This is a genomic window from Reichenbachiella sp. MALMAid0571 (genome assembly GCF_040151475.1).
Lineage (GTDB): Bacteria > Bacteroidota > Bacteroidia > Cytophagales > Cyclobacteriaceae > CAXBNB01.
Map to the genome: position 1 here is coordinate 65,836 of NZ_JBDKWG010000123.1, position 21,247 is coordinate 87,082.

The following is a 21,247-nucleotide window of genomic DNA, read 5'->3' on the forward strand; positions in this document are numbered from 1 at the left end:
ACCTGATTATATTTTATAAATTGATATTTCTTTTATGATTGGTTTTAATGTGTTTTCTACCACCACCAGTCTAACTGAAGATACTTCTATTTCATCAAATGTAGCGATAAATTTATGCCCAATACTCTGTCCTTTGGCCAGCACCTCCCAGCCCATAGCGGATTTACCTTCCACTACAAATTCCCTGATCCTTTCTCCTTTTTCTATATCTTCTGAAATAACAAGCTGGTTGATTTCCTGTTTTCCATCAAGCTTAAGCACAACTGTATTGCCCGATCCTTGGGTTTGAGCTATAGGATTAGAAAATCGCTTTTTGATTTCATCCCCAAATTGTTTCAGTCGTTTTACATCAGGTTCAGGCATAAGACCAGTGGGATCTGGTGTTAATCCCAGAATCAAAGTTGAATTGCGGCCTACTGACTTGTAATACATATCTACGAGGTTTTCTGTAGGGAAAATATGTTCCTCATCGCCGGGTTCCCAAAACCATTCGTGCCTGCCATTGTAGCCCCTCAGCGGAGCATCAGACATTGCCGGCACCCAATATTTACCATCAGGATCCCCATGCTTTAGTAACTTAAACCCGTCTTTGGCTATATCCTCTTTAGCACTACTGCCAGCCCCTGTCGCTGGATAAGGAAATGTGGCCCAACATGGATAACTTACTGTACCACTTTCCGAACCTCCCCATCTGGCTTCTGCCAATTGACCATTGTGGTAAAAAAGGCAATTGGGCTGGTATTTGCGCACTATAGGCAACACATCGGGTGCGCCATTGTCGGGGTGGTCGGCACCTCCATCGAACCAGATTTCGAACAACTCTCCATAATTAGTACAGATTTCTTTCACCATACCTTCCACCATCTTATTGTACCATTTTTGACGGTTTTCTCTAAAATCCCCCTCTCCATTTACCTTAAAGTCATGAACTCCCATAAAGGAATTCCAGCGAATGCCCAAATAGATGCCTGGCTTGATGCCATACTTCCTGCATGATGCCGCAAAGTCACCAACTATGTCACTTTTGCCATCTTTCCAGTTGACTGCTTTCAGGCTGTAGGGGTTTACTTCCGACTGGTATAAGGCAAAGCCCGTTTCGTGTGTGGCGGTAAGGATGGCAAACTTTGCTCCGGCATCTCTGGCAGCTTTTACCCATTGGTCTGTATCCAGCTTTTCGGGATTGAAAATCTGATAGTCTGGGATAGGGTCTATCCGATTTCCTCCCTGACCATATTTCTTTCCATCAAAGACATGAAGGTCATAATGAAATACTACGCCCAATTCAGCTTCTTGCCAGGCTAATTGACGGGCATTTGGCAAAGGAAATTTATTGTCTTTAAAAGGAATGAAAATGCTATATGACTCGTCTCCTTTTTTTACTGCCAGTGATAATACTTTGGGTTTGCCGTTTTCAGTATATACAAATGGCCTTTCGAGCCTGTCGGGTTTCAGTTCAGTACCATCCTTCATCATTACAGATTTCAACATCAAGACATGTTCATTGGCCTTTTTCCAGTTGATGCCATCAGCAGAACTTACCAATCCTATAAAAGTATGTGCGTGAAAAACACCATAAAAAAGTTTTCTTGATGGATCATACCAAATAGACATGTCTTCAGTATCCATATAGTCGATCACAGGCTTTTTCTGCATTTGAAATGGCCCTGTAGGAGAATCAGAAACAGCTATAGCCTGATTGCGCACAAATCCTGTAGCATTGGGTTTATCCCCTTTCACAATTAGATAATACTTCCCATCTTTTCCTCTATCAACCGCCGGGTTCACTGTGAGTGTGGTAATAGGCTCTGACGGTTCGATCAGGGGTTGATCCATTCTTGTCCATGGACCGTTGATCGAACTGGAAACCGCCACTCCTGTACGCTGGTTAGGCCGGAGTATCTTCCAATTAGGGTGGCTATACCCTGTATGAGCCGTCTCAATCAATTCATCATTGGTAAGGGGCTTGTCTCCCAAATTGGTGGAAATATAGTAGAGATAATACTTGCCATCGAAATATTTGATTTTGGGATTGTGCGCTGTAATAGCATCCCAGTTTCCTTCACCCCTCCCCTCAAGGACTGTTTCTTTGTATTTCCATGGTCCGGCCGGACTTTTGGAAGTGGCATGAGCTACTTCTGAGTGGGTCAGCCAGCCTGTAAATTTGTATTCCTTTTTCCAACGGGAATAGAACATGTGATATTTACCGTCATTGCCTTTGATAATGGACGTACCCCAATTGTAATAGCCTTCTGTTTTGAATATATTATCCTCCGAGATTTCAGAAACTTTATCAAAAAGATACAGATCGTCAACCCCGGATTGAGCAAAAGTTATTTGTGACAATAAGAATATTAATAATATCAAGTGGTTTTTCATAATGGAATGGTTTCTACAAATTGTATTTTAGATAAATTCTGTTTCAAATATCAATTTAAAAATATGGCTATAAAAAAACCTGAACAAATGCCAGGCCTTTTTATATAACCATTATTTAAGTGTTTATTCTCCATCAAACGAGACAGTCCAATCACGCTGTGTGCCATCTGCAGAAAAAAGCCTGTATTGATAAGGACCTGCGGAAAAGTCATCTAAAAAACCAGCTATGGGAGCACTTCCAATTGGTTCAATCTTTTGGGCCCGGTGATTGAATATGATCCCCACGTTTGTAAGATCTGTACCTGACGGAACCAGAATAGAAGCTGTTGCTGCCAAGCTATCAATAGTAGTAGTTGTAGTTAGAATATTCCTTCGAATACCAGTAGTTGTCACTCCGTCAGTGTAATATTCCTGCAATTCATGTTCTTCTTCTGTAATTGTAAACACCTGCACATTGGTCAAATAGGCATGATCTCCAAATTGCCCCTTATCTAAATCAATTCTCGGGTCACAAGCCAGCAAAAAGACGGCTATCACCATGATTGATATAATTAATAAATTTTTCATAATATTCATATTTTTAGATTAAAACCACCCCGGATTTTGTTTCAGGGTAACATTTGATTGATTGTACAGGTCAATTTCACCAGATGGAATTGCTTGCAAATAATCTCTATTGCCATCAATCATAAAACCTGTTCCGCCAGCCTGAAACTGTGTAGATTGGAAGTAAGGATTAATAAAACCATCCGTATCCATGCCCACATTTGATCCTGGAGTAAGTGTCAAATCTGTTCCTGTCCATCCATCGGCTGCCAACTGGCCAGGGTCATTAAAATAGTCTAAAAATTCCTGCAGTATTGCACCTTTTGGTTTGTACCCGTTTGCAGCTTCATCATAAAGTGCCCATCGTTTCAGATCGTCCAGTCTGAAGCCTTCCAAGGCCAATTCCACAGTCCGTTCTCTTCTAATTTCATTCACGATATTGGTTTCTGTTGGGTCAAAACCAGTAGCAGCGTCATATGCTACAGACCAACCATTGACAGCACTCAAACTCATAGGAGTCATTCCTACTCTGCCACGCAAAACATTGACTGTTTGATCCAAGTCTGACTGGTCAATAGTACCCAAAATAGCCTTGGCTTCTGCATATGCCAGCAACCCTTCAGCATACCTGACCAATATATCATCAGCTTCTCCAAGCCTATACCTGGTAACATCGAAAACAGCCCCCTTCCATCGCCTATATCCAGTGGAAGTAAACTCGTTAGCAACAGTATTATTAACCAATGGATATCTTAAATCAAGATCTCCCTGTTGAGCTCTTCCAGGCAATCCCGTCATTGGCCCCCTGTCTGGTGTCCAGATTGTCTGCCTAAAACGTGGATCCAGATTTTGACCTTTCTCGTTCAAAGTGGTCATAGGTCTGGCACTTAACTCTTGCGGAATACCATCGGCATCAAGGTAGGCATTAACTAATCGATCCGTAATAGAAGCTCCGATATCAGTAATATTATCATAAAAATTATGGCTATTATCCAATAGCGTTGCATCATATACCCTATAAAAAAATACCCCAGCAGTAGATTCTCCATTGGTCTGTATAAAAAGCTGGTTATAAGGTTCATTGAATATACCCCCTGACATGAAAATATTGTTGCCCTGATGGTCAATGAGTTCCTGAACTGCCGATGCTATCATTTGTAAAAACTCCGTTCCATTTTCACCTGTTACTGCAAAAGGACTTCCTGATTGGCTATGGTATCTTTCCCAGGTTCCTTCATACAACGCCACCCGGGATTTCATTACAATTGCCGTTTCTTTATTAACCCTTCCTGCTCCAGCTGCCGACATTCCTTTCCATGACAAATTCAAGATAGCAGAATCCAGATCAGCGATGATTTTTTTGGCCATTTCATTCCTTGAATCCCTGACAGCATAAAGCTCTTCATCATCTACATTTAATGGACGATCAATATATGGAACCCCACCAAAGACCTTCAAAAGCTCAAAATACTGCCATGCCCTGAAAAAATAACCTTCACCAATATACTGATTGGCTACAATATCCCTGCTATCTACCCGATCGTAGTTGGCCAAAAAGTAATTTATACTTCTTATACGATCATATTGTGTATTCCAGGTATCAGAAGTTACACTTGATTGCCCACTCGCCCCTATCCTGTTTAATGAACTGGTAATATTAGCATTGTTTATTAACACATCTGATCCCAGATCCAAAAAAGCATTTAAACTCCCTTGTCTGCCTCCCTGATAGTCATACCTTCTAAGTGCTTCATCATAAAATCCATTGACGTATGTCTTTAAATCTGTAGAAGTATTAAAAAAAGCATCTTCACTTAAATCATCCAGAGGCACTTTGTCAAGAAAATCATCATGACAAGATGAAAGCACCGTCATTATTATTATTGATATTGTTATATTTAAAATCCTTTTCATAATCCTTAATTTATAGTCCTACATTCAAACCAAATGAAATGATCCTTTGAGGCGGGTAACCCTGACCATTTGAACCACCTATTAATTGAGGGTCGTATTTGATAAAAGAATTATAATAGATGAACCCCAAATTCTCTGCACTGGCATATACATATACATTACTCAACTTAACCTTGTCAAGCAAACCATGCGGCAAACTGTAGCCCAACCGAATATTTCGTATCCTTAAATGGGCAAGATCTAAAGCATACTGATCATTTGAATTGCTTCTGTTTTTGTTGTTCAACATATTTCTTGGAAAAAATGCATCTGTGTTGTCTGGTCTCCAGGCACCAAGGTCTTCATGCTCCTGATACCAGGGGGCAAACCATTGAGAACCACTAATACCAAATACATACTGTGAAGATGAATATTTTTTCCACTGACCTATCCCATCCAAAATCACAGATACGTCAAACCCATTCCATTCTGCTCCCAATGTAAATCCATATCTTTTTCGTGGATAGTTAAATCCGTCTTTCACACGGTCTCCTTCGGCATACCATACCCCCCCTTCGCCTGTATTTATTTGCCCATCGCCATTCAGGTCTTTGAGTGCCAAATCTCCAGAATAATACCATGCTCCTCCCTGAGACACATTGTCATACAAAGCCTGATCATCCTGCATGATACCATTCGATTGATAGAAAAAATTTTGTCCGAAAATTTCTCCCGGAATCCATTGGTTACTCCTGGATCCAGTACCATTATGTTCGTATTCCACCACATAACCTATGTAGTCACTAAGCCTAAACTGAACACTGTATTTGAAGGGTTTTCCCATGATTTCCATAGGCTGGTCTCGCCACTTCAACGAAAGCTCCCAGCCTCTGGTCTCAGATACCGCATTGTTGGATAATGGCACGGCCGTCCCCAATACTTCCGGTAGGGGGTTGGCGGGACCAAATTGATCTCTAACTGTTCGTTGATACCAGTCATAGTTCATTTCCAACCTATTGTTCAATGCATTGACATCTATGCCTACACCTATTGTCCTTGGCTTTGCCCAGGTAAGCTGGCTGTTAACCAAATTTGGCAACCCTGCCTGTGTCACAAAGCTTCCATCCAGAATGATTTCAGATGAGTTTGTAATAGGAATCGATGGTTGACTCAGGTAATATTCAAAATCGTCAATCTCATTATTTCCATTTAAATCAACGTTTAAATTTCCCGAATTGGCCCAAGACCCCCTGATCTTAAAACCTGATACTACTTCAGGTACTGGCCAAAAAGACTCTTCAGAAACATTCCAAGCTGCTGACAAAGAAGGAAAAAAGCCCCACCGTTTATTGGCTGCAAACCTTGAGGTGGCATCCCTACGACCATTAAACTCAATAAAGTACTTTTCATCATAGTTATAAGAAAAACGACCGAACACCCCTCTGGTGGACCAATCCAACAATCTGTCTGATCCATTAAATAAGTTAGCTGCAGTACTTACAGTAGGCACACCATCCGAAAAGAAATCCCTGGCCTCAACATTTAACTGAATCAAGTCATTCTGTTCTTCCTGATAGCCGACAAGCGCATAAAAGTTATGTACGCTATTGATGGTTTTTGTATATGAGGTGTGCAAGTCAATTGTATGGTAATTGGTGTTTTGCATCCTTCGAATAATACTGGAAACAGTAGCGGTTCGTTGAGTAGGGGATTGTGTTCCATTTGGTAATATTTGATTCAAAACAAACTGGGTTTTTTCATAATTATTGGCATTATACCTCCATGTGTATTTTCCATTGATTTCCCATCCATCTAAGGGCTTTATACTCAATCCACCAGTCCATGTAAGGTCGTCCCTTACAACAGACTCTGAACCTGAATTTCCATTAAAATTTGGGGCATTGTTGAACCTGTAATAAGTATCATTTGGTGAGGTTGTTGGCCAAATCTGGAACGATCTGGCCAAAGCATCCCATATAGTGCCATAAGCACGCCCATTACCGCTATAGTTAGGCCCCCTTTCATTGGTTCTCACATAGTTGGCACTTGTGCTCAATTCCATCCACTTCGTGATATCAGAGCTAACCTTGACCAAGGCTGAATATCTGTCTTTAAAATCTGATACCCCTTTGAAAATACCATTTGTACCATTGAAACCAAGACCTACATAGTAGTTGGCATTGTTACCACCCCCTGAAAAATTTAAATTTTGCTGCTGGCTTGGCACCACTTTTTTCAAAGCCTCATCAAACCAATCCACATTACCAAATGCTTGTTGATGCCCTCCCCACTGAGTTGGGGTAAAAGCATATGTGCCATATGGAACTTCATCAGGGTTTAACCCATCAAAAACAGGATTGCTATAATCACCAGCAGCATAAGCCTTCATTCGTTCCACTTGCAACTCACTGAAAAATCCAGATGTACCACCTCCCGGCTGATTCCTAAAGGCTTCATTGATACGTCCGGCCCAAACATAATTGTCCATCATATCGGGAGTATTAGTAGGGCTGCCAAATCGATAATTAGATGAATAATTGATCTTCATTGTTTCATTTCTCCCTCCACTTTTGGTAGTAATCATAATGATACCAAATGGCGCACGAGATCCATATATTGCAGAGGCAGCTCCATCTTTTAGCACAGAAACTGATTCCACATCGTTCGGGTTAATGTCAGCTATGTCTCTTTCTATCCCATCGACAAGGATCAAAGGCGAGGCAGAAGTTCCAAAGCCTGTAAACCCCCTGATATTCAGGTTAAGCTTGGCTTCAGGAGCACCACTTGGTGCCTGCACATTCAACCCTGCAACCAACCCCTGCAAACCATCAGCTATTGACCTGAGAGGTCTGTCTTGAAGGATTTTTCCTCCTACCTGATCGACTGCTGCCGTTAAATGTGATTTCTTAACTTCACCATAACCTACCACAACCACTTCTTCCAACTGAGCAGCATCAGGTACCATCTGAATATCAATAGTACTTCTACCAGCTATTGGTACCTCTTGTGTCTTGTAGCCAACAAAAGAAAAAGTCAATATAGCTTCTTCTGATACTGATAACTTGTAATTACCATCAAGATCTGTATTGATCCCTGTAGCAGTGCCTTTTACCACCACGGATGCACCGGGTAACCCTTCACCATTTTCATCAGTGATTTTACCCGAGATATCTACATCTGCCAATTCCACTATTCTAACATGATCAGATGAAGATTCCAGGTTAAACTTCTTTACTGAAATGGTATTGTTGACACGTTTGAATTGAAGTTCCTTTTTGTAAGACAGGTTTTTAAGAATTCCCTCCAGTGATTCGTTTTTTGCATTTAAAGATATGCCTTTAATCTTGCTTACTTTTTTATCATCAAACAGGAAGTTGAATCCCGTTTTTTTATTTAAAGAATTAAAAACCTCATCTATGCTTGCGTCCTCCCACTGAACGGACAGATAGATATCTCGCATGTACTGTGCATTGCTTCCACTTGCCAGCAGCATGGTACAAATCAGGCACTGTATGTGAATTACTATAAGTGTAATCCGGCTCACGATTTTGATTTTTTTTAGTAAATTTACATTCATAATCTAATAAGTTTTTTGATAGTGTTTTATTGAAAACTTAGGTTAATGCTTCGAAGAAATGGATGGTCTGCAAACTGATCCAATGACTCGAAGCATTTTTTTAGCTTGTATCATAATTGCATATAGGTTTGTTAAAATTCATTTTGAATATGTTTTAGTTTGCGATAAGCTTTTTTGTGATCGTTACCTGCTTTCCTGATATTTTAAAGTCAAATTCAGCATTGTGGCTCAAAATCTCCAATACTGCATTCAAAGGTTCATTTTCGAAGCTTCCTGAAAAAGATTGAGTTAAATCAATATCAGAACCTGCAACAACCTCGATTGCATACCATTTTTCAATTTCATGGAAAATAGATTTCAAAGGACGATTTTTAAACTTCAATACCCATGAAGTCCAGGCTGTTAACTCATCAGGGTTGAAACCCGTTTTATGTGCAGTTTTTTTATCGAAATCAATCACCGTTATTTGATTAGGCCGTAATTGATGATCAAGTATCACTCCTGATTTTTCATCTCCTGTTACCTGTACTTTTCCTTCGACCACCCCAACCCTGAGTTCACCCTCTTCCGGATAAGCCCTGACATCAAATGATGTTCCCAAAACTTTTGTTCGTATTCCTTTTGAAATTACGATAAAGGGTTTGGATTCGTCTCTTTCTACTTCGAAAAATGCTTCTCCTTCCAGATAAACTATTCTTATAGAATCTGAAAAGTACTCAGGATAACGCAATGATGTTTCAGAATTAAGTTTGACTTTCGTTCCATCACTAAGCAAAATAGTAGTCTTCATCCCTCGCGGATTGTTTTTTTCAATCATGGCTACCTTGCCGGAAACTACTTTCTCAGGCTGATAAGAGGCAAAATACCAAAAACAAAAAACTGTTGAGAAAGCCATAAGGATAACAGCTACATACCTTAGGAAGGGAGTGAAAAAAGATTGTTTGCCAAAGAGCTTACTTTTTTGATCCCTTTGCCTCGTTCTTACAATGTTTTCAAAAGCATCCACTAACTCTTTTTCGGTTGGACGTTCTTTCTCATCGTACTGGATATGGGTTAATATGTATCGGGCCAGTTGGACTTCCTCATACTTATGCGTATTTTGAGACAACCATTTATCCCAAAATTGATCGGTTTGATCATGGCCTTCCTTCACCCAGCTTACAAAGTAGTCATCCTCAATAAAATCCCAGACCGTATAATTTTCGTATTTCATATTCTCCAAGACATCTCAATGGTCTTCACAAGTAAAGAGTATGACCATTAACAGAGTATCCCATCTGACAGAATATTTTTTTCCAAAGAAGATTCATAATCAACTTTAAACTCAGGCGTTGAGTCGTTGTGTGTCGGCTACTGGCAAGAGCTTTTTTATAAAAAGAAGCTCAACAGGAAAGCGAAAAGAAGCGATATTGCAACATTCTGACGTAACGTATCCAAAGCACGCTTAATCAATTTAGCAACCGTATTCTTATGCTGAATTTCCATTACATCTGCAATCTCATCATAGGTAAGCCCATCATAATAATAATGAAGGATCACCTGTCTTTGCTTTGGGGAAAGGTTATTCAACCCTAGTTTTACCTTCGAAATTTTTTCCTTTATATTCTCCTGATGGATCAAATGAGATTCCATACTTATTTCGATTGAAAATCCATCAAACAGCTCATTAAGTTCGCTTTCTCTGTACTTTTTATTCTTTTTAATTTTGTACATCAACTCCCTGTAGAGTGCTTTAAAAAGGTAAGATTTGATAGAATGTATGGTTTGCGAAGAATCCTTTTTTTTGCCAATTGAGATGAATATATCCTGAATACAATCCTTTATCAATTCCCGGTCCTTAGAATACTGAAATCCAAACCGGTAAAGGTGCTGAATGTTTTGATTGTAGATATGGCCAAGTGCCTTTTGATCACCATTTCGCAATGCAGTCCAGAGTTCAGCATCAGAAAAAGCAGAAAAGCGATCACTCATTTTTATCACAGGGTTTTCCTGCCTTTCACCCGATTGATATGAATGTTTGTAAACTTCCACTTTTCTCCAAAGTATTTTCTAACCTGAAATTCTAACCATGACTCTATGCTATTATAGAGGAATAGAATTACATAAGTATCCCATTTTGCGATTCTTTTTTTATTTATTACACTCAATGAACCTTGCCGTTGACATTGCTATAAAACAAACAGTACGCCTAGCGCTTAGCGCATTGCGCAGTTGTGATTGGCTTTCAATGATTAGATTGCAACAGTATGATCCCGAGTGGATCTCCTATTTCACACGTTGTGATTGGCTTTCAATGATTAGATTGCAACAGTACCAGCAGACTAAGAATATCGACCGAACCCGTTGTGATTGGCTTTCAATGATTAGATTGCAACAGTAATTAATCCCGGTATAAGACAATGGCAGGGGTTGTGATTGGCTTTCAATGATTAGATTGCAACAGTTTTGCACTATGTTTATAAGTAAAGCGGCTCGTTGTGATTGGCTTTCAATGATTAGATTGCAACAGTAAGTACGTGGTTGTACATACCCCTGCCACTGTTGTGATTGGCTTTCAATGATTAGATTGCAACAGTTGTAGTTTCTCAGGTGGTGGCTGAAGCTGGGGTTGTGATTGGCTTTCAATGATTAGATTGCAACAGTTCCAAGGGGCAATGGTAGAAGTAGGTATGCGTTGTGATTGGCTTTCAATGATTAGATTGCAACAGTTGTCTGTTAAATTCTATACTGGATTGTTGGGTTGTGATTGGCTTTCAATGATTAGATTGCAACAGTTGTAATCATCCTGAATTGAACGATCTGTACGTTGTGATTGGCTTTCAATGATTAGATTGCAACAGTGAAGATGTGCCGACTGGCTATCCAGCTCCTGTTGTGATTGGCTTTCAATGATTAGATTGCAACAGTAAGGCGTAGCGTGTAGTTTGGGGAACCTTCGTTGTGATTGGCTTTCAATGATTAGATTGCAACAGTAGCACATTGCCAATGGCTTGCACGAGTCCGGTTGTGATTGGCTTTCAATGATTAGATTGCAACAGTTATTATAGCATTGTTTACAATGAGCGATGAGTTGTGATTGGCTTTCAATGATTAGATTGCAACAGTCATCTACTTTTGGGATTGCCAGAAGCTGGAGTTGTGATTGGCTTTCAATGATTAGATTGCAACAGTAATGATGTTGTAGTAGAATTTTATTGGGATGTTGTGATTGGCTTTCAATGATTAGATTGCAACAGTCTGCTGAACCATTAACAAATGGTCTAATTCGTTGTGATTGGCTTTCAATGATTAGATTGCAACAGTCATAGACTGTGGCGACCAATCTATAAGTTTGTTGTGATTGGCTTTCAATGATTAGATTGCAACAGTAAGAAAAAGTTCTATTTGAACCCTCCAATCGTTGTGATTGGCTTTCAATGATTAGATTGCAACAGTGTATCAATCATAATAAGTGGCCATTTGGCCGTTGTGATTGGCTTTCAATGATTAGATTGCAACAGTTTGTGGATTCTATTTGCTACGCTATAGCAAGTTGTGATTGGCTTTCAATGATTAGATTGCAACAGTTTATTTAAGTGTGATTGTCATATCGACATAGTTGTGATTGGCTTTCAATGATTAGATTGCAACAGTCAAATAATAATTGTTCTATAGTCATGACGTGTTGTGATTGGCTTTCAATGATTAGATTGCAACAGTAACAGACCCAGCTTATCAGGCCATGTGGGGTTGTGATTGGCTTTCAATGATTAGATTGCAACAGTCTCCAAAAAAAATGCAAGGAGGAAGAAAAGTTGTGATTGGCTTTCAATGATTAGATTGCAACAGTGAAAACAAAGATATATCTGCTGTGTATGTGTTGTGATTGGCTTTCAATGATTAGATTGCAACAGTGTTCAATATGTCATGGAGCAATACTGTGATGTTGTGATTGGCTTTCAATGATTAGATTGCAACAGTACACCTTAGTACAAGAAGCTGATATACAGCAATTTAATCGCTCAAAACCCTGAAAGATTTTAAACACTTTCAGGGTTTTTGCTTTAAAACAACTCCAATTGCTGTACCGGTTCAGGTATTTTTTCCGCCTTGGCGGATATGAAAACCTCCATCATGCCAAACTGTTTGTCTGTGACCCGGATAATACCTACTTTGCCTTTAGGCGGCAAATTGATTTTTACCCGCTTCATATGTACCTGAGCATTTTCCATACTGGGACAATGACGCAGGAATATCGAAAACTGAAATCTGGTGAAACCATCTTTTTCCAGCACATCTACAAACCTGCGGTAGTTGCGTGTATCTGCCTTGGTTTCGGTAGGCAGGTCGAAAAATACCATGACCCACATGACTCTGTATTGGTTAAGCCGCTGCAAACTCACAGCCCTGGAAATTTGATTGACTTCAATTCCCGGGCATAGCACTTGTACAGGCTACTGGTGGTTTCCTGTGCAGCAAGCATCAGAGGGCTTACCTGCCCGTTAATCCGCACATCAAGCACGGGTATCTGGAGCAGTTGTTGCTTGATGGCTGGCGTGAGTTCGTCGTAATCATCCAGTGACCTTACCAATTCCAGTACCAACTCATCAACTATGGGTCGGTAAGGCTCCATGACATCATCTGCCAGGCAGTAGGCATTGTACTTGTTTCTGTGGTGATAACCGAATGTGGGCATCAACCCACTCCCGATCAGAGAACGGGCAATCACTGCCCTCAATATGGCATAGCCATAATTCAGCATATTGTTGGGAGCTCCTTCGAAGCGTCCTCTTTTAAAATCCCGTAAGTGGTCTTCAAAGAGCCGCTTCCAGTAAAAGGCAGCAGCTCTGGCCTCAAAGTTGTCCGGGTCTCCCGGTGCGGTTTTGGCAGCCCAGCGTTCCATGTTGTCAGTTGCCAACCCATTTTGCCGGAGTAGTGCCGCCTGGTTGAGTATTTTGGCTTTTACGGTCTGCTGCCACAATCGTGCCTTTTGTGCAGCAGTAGCTTCCATCTGGGTGCGAAAGTGTTCCTGCTGGGTACTATGGGCGTTGAGGTTGAGCATCATGCCCTGAGGCAGGTGGTGGCTGTCGCAGGTAACAATGGCCGCATTGTTGGCCAGCAACTTACTGATGAGGGTGTGGCTGAGTGTGATCTGTGGATGCTCCAGCAATACCATCCCCACATCCTCAATGGGAGCAGTTTTCTTTTCCCCTGATTCCGGGTAGGTGGCCACCAACTGTTGCCTGGTGGTGTGCAGGTGTGCCGGATTGGCAAAGTAAAGCGTTCGTTTGATCATGACAATGGGGTTTGGTTAGTCAATCCATTCTTTTTCTTTTATTTCGATAGCTTGCTGGTGCATGGACAGGAAATCATTCCTGTTTCCAAACCAGCTTATTGTTTCGTTGCGTTCCAAAAGGGTAGGTTTGGTTGACAGCAGCGTGTGATAGGAGCTCCATTTCCATAAGTCTATGCTCCTGACAAACCCATGGTGAACAGGGTTGCTATGGATGTAGTGGGTAACAGCGGCCAGATCCCGGTCGGAAGGGATTTCTTTTGCTTTAAATGGCCTGTTAAATAACGATCCCCGCCGATCATATTGTTTGTTATAGGCTTTGGCATAGGAGTTAAACAAGTTGCTGAAGGCTTTGGAGATCAGAAGACCTGACAGGTTTTCGAAACCTGTCAGGTCTTTAGCCTTAAACACCCGCTCCAATTCCCCCTCGCTCCGGATTCTGATCAACGCATGAAAGTGGTTTGGCATAAGACAATAGGCATGCGTACGGGCTATTGGTTCTATGTATTTGGCCCACTGCTGCAAAAAGTACCTGTAGTTTTCAGATGTCTGGAAAAGGTTGTCGCTTCCATTGGCGTGGTTGTATATATGATAGCAGGCTTCCGGTTGCATGTTGTCTAGTTTTACTTGTTTAACCTGATTTTTAAAAAATTTGGAACCTTCCAATTTTGATAAACCCGGCCAAAGAATACCTGACCAAGACCTGACAGGTTTCGAAAACCTGTCAGGTCTTCTTTGGCCCACTGCTGCAAAAAATACCTGTAGTTTTCAGATGTCTGGAAAAGGTTGTCGTTTCCATTGGCGTGGTTGTATATATAATAGCAGGCTTCCGGTTGCATGTTGTTTAGTTTTACTTGTTTAACCTGATTTTTGAAAAAATTGGAACCTTCTAATTTTGATAAACCCGGCCAAAGAATACCTGACCAAGACCTGACAGGTTTTGAAAACCTGTCAGGTCTTCTATCAATCATTCACCACCTTGCGGGCGGCTGTGTAGCCGTTGTGGAAGCTGGCGTTGGCACGCTTGAAGCGGCTCAGCACCTTGTCGAGTTTTTCGGTGATGGCCGTGCCTTCTTTAAAAAGGGCCTCCATATCTTTAGTGGCTGCCCTGCTGGCTACCTGATAGGCTCTGGGCTTGCCCCTGGAGGCCAGGAACTGGTCCATGTCCTGCTTTATGTCATCCACCTGCGCGCTGGTCATGCCATAGTCGGCCATGGCTTCCATGTGCTGCTCCAGCAGGGCGATCATCTGTTTTGATTTGATTTCAAAATCTTCGTTGGGCAGGGAAAGGTAGTCGGTCTTGGAGTTGGAGGCCTGCTGTTCCAGTTCGGCATTGCCCACATCGGCCGCATAGGCCTCCAGGATGTCGTCCAGCAGGTCGAGCTTCTCTGCCATCAGCTTCTTCAGTGCCGCAACGGACTTGCCGATAAAAACCTGCGCACCTGCCTGGCTGGAGGCGGCTTCCTCTATGCCGGCTATCAGGGCCGACAGTTGGTTTTTGTAGTTACCGATGATGGGTATGGCACTCCATAGGGCGTTTTGTGCATCCAGGTAGTCGTTGGTGGCCCGGTACATTTCCAGGCGGTTGATCTGTTGTTGGTTCATAGCGCAACTATTTATTGGTTATACATGTTTTTCTTTTCGTCCAGGGCTTATACCGGGCCCTTCGGCATTTGTTTTTGGCCCTTCAGGGCTTCTTTGTTTCCGTTCAGCGGTCATTTTGCCCGGCTCAGGGCTTATTGGTGTACATTTAGTAGTTGTTTTTGTCCTTTCAGTAGCCATTTGTGTTCATTTAGGGCTTGTTTTGTTAAGTAGCTGCTTTAATGTTGCCGAGCCGATCCACGTTGAGTTTGATACAGATATTTTTAATTTGCTCCCCATTCAAACTTGTAGTTTCATTTGTTTGAGAACCTGGATTTTTACCTGTTTTAGGATTAATCGGTTTTAAATCAACCTCGTATTCATCTATTTCTGATGCGTGATTTATAGGTCTAAAATAGATATCATAACTTTTGTTACTACCAGTAAACCTATTAAAGGCATATATTAGCTCATGACCTTGATCATCAACTTTAACACTGTCATTTTGAGTCAGTGTGAACAGAAATCGATAGCTCTCTCCATCCTCACTATAAATTTGTTTTTCAATTGGTAAATCATTTGTACTTGTTGACTTCTGATAGTCGATTAAGTCAAAGAGACTGATTTCTTTGAATAATCTTAATGGATTTTTTCTACTAATTTTTGATTTATCATCTATTTCATAGATGGCTATGTAAAAGTTGGTTCCTTTATCCACCTTAACAAATTGACGGTACTTATTTGTGTTCTCGCTGTTACCTACTCTTTTTTCGTTTCCAAAACCAGTATAAGTTCTAACTTTCCTGATTGGGGCATGATTTTTTTCTTCTCCCTTCTTATTCATATTGAGTTTTCTCAGATTCTCAGGAGTGTTCATTTTAACAATTTCTTCGGGTGTGAATGCAATTTCAGGATGTTCAACAATTTTATCTTTGAACTGCTCTTCGTTTCGGAATTTTCTGTCTGAAACTTGATCAATAAACACATTAAGTTTTGTGTAATCAACTTTTTGGTATCTATAGTGATTTGCCCTCAGGTATGAGGTAAAGTCATCAAAAGTATCAAAATCAGTTTCATTATCGCTTACTATTGCGCCTAACTCGTGTTTTTCTAAAACTGCTTCGTAGTAATCCAAAGCTTCTTCGAAAGGGAGTTCAACAGTGTCAAATTCATCCAACTGTCTATTTAAAATCCTTTGAATCCCTTTATCAGCTACTTGATTTTTTATTTTATCTCTATTAAAGGAGGTATTTAATTCGCTATTAAATCTACTTACAGCTTGATAAGCAATACACGTTACTTTCTCATTCTTGAATTGGGCTTTTAGTCTCTGTTCAAACCTTTCTGTTGACTTGGTTTCATTTATGATGGATTCAATTTTTCCTCTTAATTCATTATCTACTATTGCATCAGGATACTTAAAAAAGAAGTCAATATTTTTTAGTAGCTGCTTGTTTTCTCGTTCCCCAATATCAACTCTTCCATAAAATGTTCCCTTTCCTAAACTTCTGCGAATTGCCCAATTTTTTATTTTTTTTTGAGAAATTAAGCCCTTTTCCGGCTTACCATTTTTACCAATTCGGAGATTGCCATTTTCGTCTTTGTAGCTTTCGTGCCGGTTTACAGTTTTGTTGATCACCCGAAGATTTTGTTTGAAGGTTGCCACGATATGCTGTAGGGCATTTAATACCATTGCTTTGTAGTCACCCTTTGAATCCGAGTCTTTGTAGAAATAAGACATTGTTTTTATTGTATCTCTTGTGGATTCTTCAGCGTCCGGTTGTCTTACTTCTCCGGGAAACATGAAATACCAGTCCTTTTCATTTGGGTTGTCTTTCTTTGGTTTGGAGAACATAAGTTTTCTTTTCAGTGTTTCTCTGTACTTTTTTATTTGCCTTTGTTTATCAAAGTCCGGAGACTTAGCGCCAGCATTGATGTTGTTGATGTAGTTGACGTGATCTCTTGTACAGAGAGCGACTATCAGCGCATCCAATGCATGGTGTCGATGGTCAATGCGCTTGATATTATATGATTCATCCTTTTTCCGAATGCTATCGTCCAGGTTGCAGTCAAAGTATTTATGCCCGGATTTTGATAGCCTTTCCTGCCCGAATAGACTTGATTTTGTTAATTCATTCATCCTGATGAATCGTGGCGCAACAAGTTCTTTCCAGACCTGATCCAATCTCCATTCTTCTTTCAGTTTTCCCGTTACTGCGCCAGTTACGGGTAATACATTCTTAGAAAGGAACTCAACCTCACCTTCCTCCCGAACGACATGGCTTAAAAGTTCCATTGCTTTCCGGGCAATATGGCGGGCGTTGTTTAGCTGACTATTAGTAAATCCTTTAGGGATTTCTTTTGACAGCAAGATGTATCTCTTGCTGCCGGAAAACCGGGACGTTACTATGCTTACATAGGTGTCGTCATCTACTATTTTAACCATCTTGCCATGTGCTACACAGTATTGCTCACGTTCTTTTGGCTGATTGACGAATTCACGTCCTGTTTGGTCGCTTTTCAGTTTGTTTACTTCTCTTTCACAGACTACCTTGTTGCTGAGTGAATCATTGGTGATGGAAGCTTGGGGGAATACATGGTCAATGTTGTACTTGTCGCCATCAAATAGGTCGGTAAGCTTAATAGGTAAATTAGTGTAAGGTGATCTATAGCCCTGTTCTATCCACAATTTGTACTTTTCAAAAGTTTCTTTTGTGATAGGCGATTTGAGAAGGCTGTCAATATCATCACGTTCGGCTTTTTTCTTATACTGATGTTGATTCAAGACGGCATCTTCTACAATCTTCAACCTTTCAAAATGGTCAGAATTCTTCGGGTTTGCGTTATACGGACTGCTTGCTAAAAACTCTTCCAAAACCTGCCGGATTCGTTTGTTTTGTGCCCGGTTCCCTTTTTGTCTGTTTGTTTCAGCTTCTTTTTCTTTAACAGATTTCTTTAGTTCCCGCCCAACTTCAACATGGATTTCATTAAAGTAATTGGGCTGACTATTTCCTAATTCTTTATGCTCCCAGATATCAGCCACTACCTGCATCATTTCCAGGATTACTTTTTCAGCAACGGGGTTATTCAAGGAATGTTGTTTTAACTCCTGATGCAATTGTTTTCTGATGTCATCGGGAGATTTCCACTGGATGGCCTGAGCCAATTCCGAATGACGCCCATAAACCAGATAAGACGTTTTTGTCAGGTCGAGAGAAGTGAAGTCTGTAGCTTCCTTAAACTCTCTGAAAGCCTTGAACAAGCCTTTTGGAAACGGAACTTTGGCATCATTGTCGGTAAATTTTTTCCATTCAATTTCTTCCGCTTCAAAATCAATCTTGCTTAGCCGGTTGAGTATTTCGTCTATCCGTTCGTTGATGGAGTGTTTCCACAGGGCTTCATACAGGCTTTGTCTTGTTTCTTCTGCTTCTTTTCCCGTTTTATTTGAGTTGGCTATGAAGGACGAAATCCTGGATTTATCATGGCTGATGATTTCTAAATCGGCCTTGTACGCTGAAAGGTCAAACTTCCCTGTAAAGCGATTTTCTCCCATTCTCAGGAAGGGAAGCAGCCTTTTCAAAGCCTTCTCAGAATAAGCGCAGTACCTCGAAGCGAACTTTGGATAATTGGTAAAGCCCTCAATAACCTTTCCTTTGATTTCGTCAGAAACGACACTTTCATTTAAAAAGCGGTTAAAGAAGGTTTTGATACTCTTGCTGTCATTTTCCTTACGCTCTTTGTAGTTCACCGAATAGAGGTAATGCCAAAGCTCTATTTCTTTTTCCTGGGTCAGGAAATCAGCATACTCAGTAAAGCCACATCTATTGAATCTGGTGGCGAAACTCACCCGTGTTTCATTGCCTTTTAGTTCTTCATCCTCTGGAAAATTCCAGACATAGTTTTCAATGTCTTTTATCTCAAACCTGGACTTACAGAAGGAAAGAAATTGCTTTTGATTAAGCGATTGTCGGTTATTCATTAAATCGTAAAGTGCCTGATATGCTTCCTTATCAAAATAGTCACTCGTCACATCCACATTGGTGGAGGGTTTACCATCAGTTTTCCGCTCTAACTGGGTCAGTCTCAAATTGTGCAGTTTGTCCCAAATCCTGAATTCCTGAAAGAAGGGGTGGGATGCCGAAACGGCTTTGTGGTAAATAGCTTCCTTGCTGATCGTAATCTCCCCGGTTTCCTTATCAACTATTTCAATAGGCTTTCCTGTTTTTTTGTCACGCAATTCCTGACAATGCCTGATTTCGTATTTACAGTCTGCTATTTCTGATTTTTTGGTTTTCAGTGGTCTTTGGTACAGCAGGATGTCTTCTACGAGTAGGTGCTCAATCGTGTCTTTATTGCTTAACAGGTTTTTTGCATGGGATTCGTTTTTGGGATATAGCGTTTTGACACATCTTTCAAAAAGTGCTGCATCTTTCAGGCTATTGTGGAATTTTCTTTGTGTGGCTATAATTTGCTTCAGTTCCTCACGATAAAAATCTCGCTCAACCACCTGGAACATGCCACCAATGATCTTGGTGCGTTTTTCTGTTTTGGCATCATCTTTCAAGATGCTGTATATTTTGGGCGATATATAGTTTTCCACATTCCCTTTCTCGTCTACATAACCATTTAAACTATTGAATTGTAACGCTTCTTTTTCAGTTTTTTTCTTTAATAATCTCCAATTACTGGCTTTGTTTGGATCAAGCAATTTGAATTCCGAAAAAGGGTCTTTTGAAATACTTAGATTAAGTGAATCACCTTTTTTAGATGGCTTGATTAGTTCTCCTTTTCTGTTATAGAGTCTCGTTAAGAAAACCTCCTCTTTTATTTCTCTATCAGTTTTTTTGAATTTATTGAAATCTGAATAGTTAGTATCAACTTGCCAACCATTGCCATATTTTTTCAAATATTTGCCTTTGGTATCTTTCGGACTTATATCCGAAACCTTTAATTCAAAGATGTCTTCAACTTTATATATGGTCTTGGTCTCATCATTATCTGTTCCCTCATCATTTAATATTGTGAACCGCTCAACAATTTTAACTTCATCTATATTGTCTTTTAATTCAGTAATCTGTTCAGTTGAGTATTCCTTGTATGAGTATCCGTTTTCTAAACGAATATTGAAGTAGGTGCCAAATTCATCTTTTGCTTTGAACACTTGAACTACCTTAAGCACAAGTGATTCAATCTCAATCTTGCTTGTATCTACTGCTTCCTGAATGATTTTCGTAATCCCAAACTCATTCAGTTTTTCAGACAAGTCATCAAATTCATCAAGTGCTTCTATTTTCTCGTATCCCCGTTTTTGGTTGTAGCTGAGTAATACCCAAGCCAACTCTTCCAAAGTCAAAGGTTTTTTGTTTTCTTTTTCTAATGTTTCTTTTTCCTTTAGAGCTTTGTCCCGTAAATAGTAAAGTGTCCAGTCATAAGGAATCCGTTTTCCCTTTTCATTTTTGACACTTTCATGACCAATGTCTTTGAGCATTTCCTCGTAAGAATCCATAAAAAGGAATTCGGACTTCTGTCCATGCTTTTTAGGTAAGTAGGCAAATTTCGGTTCCTTGTTTTCTTTAAACTGGCCACACTTTTCACCTTTTTCGTTCGTGAAATCAATTTCAAGCTTATAATGTTGTGGGAGTGCATCAAGTAAATTAAGCACGAGATGTAACCTGTCCCTTCTAAGCAGGTAGCGTTCATTCAACCGTCTTGGACCTCTTTTTTCAGTTCGGGCTGCTGCTGCACTTTTTATCTTCCCACTCGCTTCAAAATCCCCGATTTCTCCGGCATCCATCGGTAAAATGCGGGAACCCAATGCAATAATTTTCACAGTTCCATTTTCATGGTCAATTTCAACCAGCGCCCAGCCAATCGAGTTGGTACCCAAATCAAGTCCTAAAATCTTTTTCATGCGGGATTTTTAAAAATTATATGTACATTTGAACTAATTGAAAGCCAATCACAATAAGGATTATTCCGTTGTGAAAACATTCAAGGCGGGG

The 21,247-nt window shown here is 40.3% G+C and carries 13 protein-coding genes and 1 CRISPR repeat array; all 13 genes read right to left on the reverse strand.

The features are described 5' to 3' along the window. Positions 1-6: 6 nt before the first annotated feature. Positions 7-2,376, reverse strand: a complete 2,370-nt coding sequence (locus tag AAOP42_RS10040; protein ID WP_349528369.1) for an alpha-L-fucosidase — start codon at positions 2,374-2,376, stop codon at positions 7-9. Positions 2,377-2,499: 123 nt separating this feature from the next. Next, positions 2,500-2,943 (reverse strand): DUF5018-related domain-containing protein, encoded by a 444-nt coding sequence (locus AAOP42_RS10045; protein ID WP_349528370.1) that lies wholly within the window; start codon positions 2,941-2,943, stop codon positions 2,500-2,502. An 18-nt stretch (positions 2,944-2,961) separates the two neighbouring features. Further along, positions 2,962-4,836 (reverse strand): RagB/SusD family nutrient uptake outer membrane protein, encoded by a 1,875-nt coding sequence (locus AAOP42_RS10050; protein ID WP_349528371.1) that lies wholly within the window; start codon positions 4,834-4,836, stop codon positions 2,962-2,964. 10 nt (positions 4,837-4,846) lie between these two features. Continuing rightward, positions 4,847-8,392 (reverse strand): SusC/RagA family TonB-linked outer membrane protein, encoded by a 3,546-nt coding sequence (locus tag AAOP42_RS10055; RefSeq protein WP_349528372.1) that lies wholly within the window; start codon positions 8,390-8,392, stop codon positions 4,847-4,849. Positions 8,393-8,546: 154 nt separating this feature from the next. Then, complete coding sequence (locus tag AAOP42_RS10060) at positions 8,547-9,605, reverse strand: FecR family protein (RefSeq protein ID WP_349528373.1); 1,059 nt, start codon at positions 9,603-9,605, stop codon at positions 8,547-8,549. Positions 9,606-9,760: 155 nt separating this feature from the next. Next, positions 9,761-10,363 carry an RNA polymerase sigma factor gene (locus tag AAOP42_RS10065; protein ID WP_349528374.1) on the reverse strand — a complete coding sequence of 201 codons (603 nt, stop codon included), beginning with the start codon at positions 10,361-10,363 and terminating at the stop codon, positions 9,761-9,763. A 239-nt stretch (positions 10,364-10,602) separates the two neighbouring features. After that, positions 10,603-12,352: direct repeats of the CRISPR family, unit length 36 nt; unit sequence GTTGTGATTGGCTTTCAATGATTAGATTGCAACAGT. 83 nt (positions 12,353-12,435) lie between these two features. Next, complete coding sequence (cas2, locus tag AAOP42_RS10070; protein ID WP_349528375.1) at positions 12,436-12,774, reverse strand: CRISPR-associated endonuclease Cas2; 339 nt, start codon at positions 12,772-12,774, stop codon at positions 12,436-12,438. Next, positions 12,771-13,667 (reverse strand): type II CRISPR-associated endonuclease Cas1, encoded by an 897-nt coding sequence (gene cas1, locus AAOP42_RS10075; protein WP_349528376.1) that lies wholly within the window; start codon positions 13,665-13,667, stop codon positions 12,771-12,773. Before cas1 ends, cas2 begins: the two co-directional genes overlap by 4 nt. A 15-nt stretch (positions 13,668-13,682) precedes the next feature. Further along, the gene (locus AAOP42_RS10080; RefSeq protein ID WP_349528377.1) at positions 13,683-14,276 is read right to left on the reverse strand and encodes a transposase; all 594 of its coding nucleotides are present in this window, start codon (positions 14,274-14,276) and stop codon (positions 13,683-13,685) included. A gap of 11 nt (positions 14,277-14,287) precedes the next feature. Next, positions 14,288-14,635 carry a hypothetical protein gene (locus AAOP42_RS10085; RefSeq protein ID WP_349528378.1) on the reverse strand — a complete coding sequence of 116 codons (348 nt, stop codon included), beginning with the start codon at positions 14,633-14,635 and terminating at the stop codon, positions 14,288-14,290. Further along, positions 14,628-15,269: a hypothetical protein gene (locus AAOP42_RS10090; protein WP_349528379.1), complete on the reverse strand. Its 642-nt coding sequence runs from the start codon at positions 15,267-15,269 to the stop codon at positions 14,628-14,630. The genes AAOP42_RS10085 and AAOP42_RS10090 overlap by 8 nt, the downstream gene beginning before the upstream one ends. Before the next feature lie 18 nt (positions 15,270-15,287). Continuing rightward, the gene (locus tag AAOP42_RS10095) at positions 15,288-15,446 is read right to left on the reverse strand and encodes a hypothetical protein (RefSeq protein WP_349528380.1); all 159 of its coding nucleotides are present in this window, start codon (positions 15,444-15,446) and stop codon (positions 15,288-15,290) included. A 25-nt stretch (positions 15,447-15,471) separates the two neighbouring features. After that, complete coding sequence (gene cas9 / locus AAOP42_RS10100) at positions 15,472-21,156, reverse strand: type II CRISPR RNA-guided endonuclease Cas9 (RefSeq protein WP_349528381.1); 5,685 nt, start codon at positions 21,154-21,156, stop codon at positions 15,472-15,474. Positions 21,157-21,247 lie beyond the last annotated feature (91 nt).

Excerpts from the sequence above, each read along its gene's own strand:
- AAOP42_RS10040 (WP_349528369.1), bottom strand. The coding sequence starts at position 2,376 with ATGAAAAACCACTTGATATTATTAATATTCTTATTGTCACAAATAACT.
- AAOP42_RS10045 (WP_349528370.1), bottom strand. The coding sequence starts at position 2,943 with ATGAAAAATTTATTAATTATATCAATCATGGTGATAGCCGTCTTTTTG.
- AAOP42_RS10050 (WP_349528371.1), bottom strand. The coding sequence starts at position 4,836 with ATGAAAAGGATTTTAAATATAACAATATCAATAATAATAATGACGGTG.
- AAOP42_RS10055 (WP_349528372.1), bottom strand. The coding sequence starts at position 8,392 with ATGAATGTAAATTTACTAAAAAAAATCAAAATCGTGAGCCGGATTACA.
- AAOP42_RS10060 (WP_349528373.1), bottom strand. The coding sequence starts at position 9,605 with ATGAAATACGAAAATTATACGGTCTGGGATTTTATTGAGGATGACTAC.
- AAOP42_RS10065 (WP_349528374.1), bottom strand. The coding sequence starts at position 10,363 with ATGAGTGATCGCTTTTCTGCTTTTTCTGATGCTGAACTCTGGACTGCA.
- cas1 (WP_349528376.1), bottom strand. The coding sequence starts at position 13,667 with ATGATCAAACGAACGCTTTACTTTGCCAATCCGGCACACCTGCACACC.
- AAOP42_RS10080 (WP_349528377.1), bottom strand. The coding sequence starts at position 14,276 with ATGCAACCGGAAGCCTGCTATCATATATACAACCACGCCAATGGAAGC.
- AAOP42_RS10085 (WP_349528378.1), bottom strand. The coding sequence starts at position 14,635 with ATGATTGATAGAAGACCTGACAGGTTTTCAAAACCTGTCAGGTCTTGG.
- AAOP42_RS10090 (WP_349528379.1), bottom strand. The coding sequence starts at position 15,269 with ATGAACCAACAACAGATCAACCGCCTGGAAATGTACCGGGCCACCAAC.
- AAOP42_RS10095 (WP_349528380.1), bottom strand. The coding sequence starts at position 15,446 with ATGGCTACTGAAAGGACAAAAACAACTACTAAATGTACACCAATAAGC.
- cas9 (WP_349528381.1), bottom strand. The coding sequence starts at position 21,156 with ATGAAAAAGATTTTAGGACTTGATTTGGGTACCAACTCGATTGGCTGG.